Below are 3,696 nucleotides of genomic sequence, written 5' to 3'. Positions count from 1 at the left end.
CGCGCCGGTGCCATCGCGCACCCGGGCGATGTTGCCGGCCTCCAGCGCGCCACAGGCCATCACCTTGAGGCGGTCTCCCGCGGCCTCCACCGTCGCCCGGATGGTGTCCAGGCCCTCAAGAGCCGTGTCGCGCTGTCCGCTGGTGAGCACGCGGTCCACGCCGCAGCGGACCAGCGCCTCGACGGCGGCGGCCACGTCGCGGGTCATGTCGAAGGCGCGGTGGCATGTGACGGAGAGGGGTCGCGCGGCCTGCACGAGGGCCCGCATGCGATCCTCGTCGATGTCCCCGTCCGCCGTCAGGCAGCCCACCACCACGCCGGCGACGCCGAGACGCCGCAGCGACTCCACGTCGACGAGCATGGCGGCGAACTCGATCTCCGAATAGAGGAAGTCGCCGCCGCGGGGTCGGACGATGACATGGAAGGGGATGGTGGCGACCCGCTTGGCCTGTTCGATCATGCCCCAGCTCGGCGTCAGGCCGCCTTCGATGAGCGATGCGCAAAGCTCCACCCGGTCGGCGCCGGCCTGCTGCGCGGCGAGAAGGCCGTCGGTGTTCTCCACGCAGACCTCGATGGCGACCTGCCGGTTCGCTGTGCGTTCCATCCCTATCTCCGTCGAGGTTCGAGCCAGAGCGCCTGCACGCTGTTGACGATCGCCGACAGCGTGAAGGTCACGAGGCAATAAAGGACGAGCACCGTGAGGTAGACCTCGAACGGCCGGAAGGTCGTCGAGGACACCGTGTTGGCATTGCCCATGAGGTCGTTGACCGTGATCGTGGACAGCACGGACGTCGTCAGCACCATGTTGATGAACACGCTGCCCAGCGGCCGCCAGGACACCCGGAGCGCGATGGGCAGGATGATGTGCCGGTAGAGCTGCGCCGTCGTCAGGGCGAAGGACCGAGCGGCCTCCACGATGCCGCGATCCACCGTCTCCATGCCGGCGCGGATGACCTCGGCGTTGCTGGCGGCGGTCGACAGGCTCAGGGCGATGATGCCCGTCTCGATGGGGCCGATCAGGATGCCGATCTCGGGCAGGCCGAAGTAGAAGAAGAAGAGTTGCACGAGGAAGGGCGTGTTGCGGAAGATGTCGATATAGGCTCCGCCGATCCAGCGCAGCCACCCGAGCCGCGAGACGCGGATCATCGCCACTCCGAGCCCCAGGACGAAGCTGAGGATGCAGGTGGCGACGCTCACCAGGACGGTGATGCCCAACCCCTCGAGCAGGTAGGGCAGGTACCGGGCGATCGTTCCGAACTGCAGCTCCATGGAGGTCCTCGCGTCGAAGGCGGCTCCGGTGTCAGTCGCGCGCCACGACCATGGCGCGATGGGGGGACAGGAGGAAAGGCGGCAGGTAGGCCGGGATGTTGCTGAAGGGCAGCACCTCGGGCCGGAGCCGGATGCCCAGCGCCTCGGTCATGAACTGCCGGCGACGCTGGATCCGGTCCCAGGCCTCCGGGTATCGCTGCGCGAAGGCCGCGCGGAGGCCCTCGTCGGCCAGGGCGATGCCGTCCTCGATGTTGGTCGTGAACCAGGGCGAGCCCGTGGCGGGGATGATGTCGATCTGCAGCGCCATGCCCGAGCGGAGCGGGGTCGCGCTCCCCTCGTGGATCGGGCTGTTCATCCATTCGTCGAGATGGATCTGGTGACCGGGGTTCAGCGCCACGCCGAAGAACGGGTCGCCGATCCGGCTGTGGACGGCGTCGTAGACCTCGCCGCCCGTGACTCCGATCCCGACCGTCTCGTACCAGGCCGCCGCGGCCGAGAAGTAGGGAGCGACGAGCTTTCCGACATAGTCGCGGATCCCCTCGGGCAGGTCTTCCTCGCTCTCGGCCACGAAGCCGGCGCGGGCCGTCAGCGCGCCCCATATGGCGTAGGCCATGGTGAAGGCATCGCCGCGCTCGATGACCTTGGTGGACGGGCTGGGCAGGCCATAGAAGGCGCGTCGGCCCGACGAGAGCATGGGATGCGCCGAGAGGGGCAGGCCGTTGAGGCCCATGAGGCGCATGGCGTCGATCTCGCGCATGCCCGCCCGCAGCCCGAAGAGGACGTTGCGCAGCCCCTGCGAGGTAAAGGTGGCGGCGTATTCGAAGGCGGCCAGCTGGTCGACGTCGTTGATGGCGCGGAGCCCGTCCTCCGCCGCCATGAGGATGTCGGTGGCGTTGATAACCCGGCCCGTGTCGCCCGCCAGCCGCCGCAGCGCGTCCGCGATGTACGAGGGCACCTCGAGCGAGGTCTCGTCGAGGTCGCCGTCGCCCTCCCCGAAGTACTTCCAGCCCACGACCCCGACGCGCGCGCCCGGGCCGATTCCGCGGTCCTGCAGGATCGCGGACAGGGGGGCGCTCTGGCCGCGCGGCTGCGCCAGGAGACTGAAGCTCTGGAACAGCACCCGCTCCAGGTCGGGGGCCATCAGCTCGGCGTAGCCCCAGCCTTCGTTGCCGACGAGGAGCGCAGGACGTCTCGCCGCGGGAAGGATCAGCAGGGCCTCCTCGAAGCGCGGATCGTAGCCGCTGAGAAAGGCGATGTTGGCCGAATGCTCCCGGTCGCCGTAGACGACCAAGGCGTCGAGGTCCCGTGCCCGCGCTCGCGCCAGCGCCTCGGTCCGGCGGCCGGCATAGGTCTCGGGCGGAAGGATCGGCTCGACGGTGGGCTCGCCGAATTCGGGCAGGTCGAGGTCGGTCAGGCGGACGGGCGGGTCGAGTGCGGCCACTTTGGATCCTCTTTCATCTTCGGAGACGACCGAGTTCCCCTCGGGCTTGACCCGACGGGTAGGCCGGTCTAGCCCTTTTGTAAACCGGTTTCACGGAGGCCGATTTGACCGCCAGGCTCAGGGATGTGGCGCGCGAGGCTGGCCTTTCGGTTGCCACCGTGTCGCGCTTCCTGAACGGCCGGATCGAGTTGCCCGAGGACACCCGCCGCCGGATCGAGGAGGCGGCGCGGCGGCTCGACTATGTGCCGAACGCGATCGCCCGCCGCCTGTCGGCCGGAGCGAGCGAGACGATCGGCCTCATCGTGACGGACGTGAGCTATGCCTTCTTTGCCTCGATCGCGAGCGCGGCGGAAACCGAGGCGGACGAGCACGGCTACAGCCTCGCCATCTTCAACTCCCGCAACGAGACCGAGCGGGAGCTGCGGCTCCTGTCGCGCATCGCCGATCGCCAGATCGACGGAGCCCTGCTCCTGACCAACCATCCGGGGACTCCCGAGCTGGCGGAGCGCATCAGCCGGCTGCGTCACGTCGTTCTCCTCGACGAGGACGTGCCCGGCGCCACGGCGCCGCGCATCTTCGCCGACAACATCGAGGGCGGGCGGCTCGTGGCCCGGCACTTCCTCGACCTCGGCCATCGCGTCATCGCCTTCGTAGGCGGGCCCGCCGGGATGATCAGCGTCGAGGAGCGCTTGCTCGGCTTCCGTTCGGCCCTGGCCGAAGAAGGGGTCGCCATGGAGCCGGCGATGATCCTCAAGGGCCCGTTCGGCGACCCGTTCGGGCGCAAGGCGCTCCGGTCTCTCTTCTCGCTTCCCCACCCGCCGACCGCCATCTTCGCGGGCGCCGATGTCCTGGCCTACGGGATCGTTCGGGCGGCGCGGGCCGCTGGCGTCGCCATCCCCCGCGACCTGTCCGTCGTGGGCTTCGACGACTCTCCGCTCAACGACCTGATCGATCCGCCGCTTACCGCGATCCGGCAGTCCCCGGCCG

At 69.3% G+C, this 3,696-nt stretch carries 4 protein-coding genes; 1 reads left to right on the top strand and 3 read right to left on the bottom strand.

The window, feature by feature from the left end:
* The 3 genes from AC5JLB_RS16470 to AC5JLB_RS16460 form a co-directional block, all read right to left on the bottom strand.
* Window positions 1-603, bottom strand: a 603-nt coding sequence (locus AC5JLB_RS16470; RefSeq protein ID WP_495874910.1) for a copper homeostasis protein CutC, incomplete at its 3' end; no start/stop codon positions are given.
* 2 nt (window positions 604-605) lie between these two features.
* On the bottom strand, window positions 606-1,268 hold the full coding sequence (locus tag AC5JLB_RS16465; RefSeq protein WP_495874909.1) for an amino acid ABC transporter permease: 663 nt from the start codon (window positions 1,266-1,268) through the stop codon (window positions 606-608).
* Window positions 1,269-1,299: 31 nt separating this feature from the next.
* Window positions 1,300-2,709 (bottom strand): hypothetical protein, encoded by a 1,410-nt coding sequence (locus tag AC5JLB_RS16460; RefSeq protein ID WP_495874908.1) that lies wholly within the window; start codon window positions 2,707-2,709, stop codon window positions 1,300-1,302.
* 104 nt (window positions 2,710-2,813) lie between these two features.
* On the opposite strand from AC5JLB_RS16460, the gene AC5JLB_RS16455 reads away from it, so the two are divergent.
* A partial coding sequence (locus tag AC5JLB_RS16455) for a LacI family DNA-binding transcriptional regulator (RefSeq protein ID WP_495874907.1) occupies window positions 2,814-3,696 on the top strand: 883 nt, incomplete at its 3' end.

The organism is Myxacorys chilensis, assembly GCF_059505265.1.
Note: the sequence above shows the minus strand (reverse complement) of the source record. Positions and strands in the feature narration are given on the sequence as shown.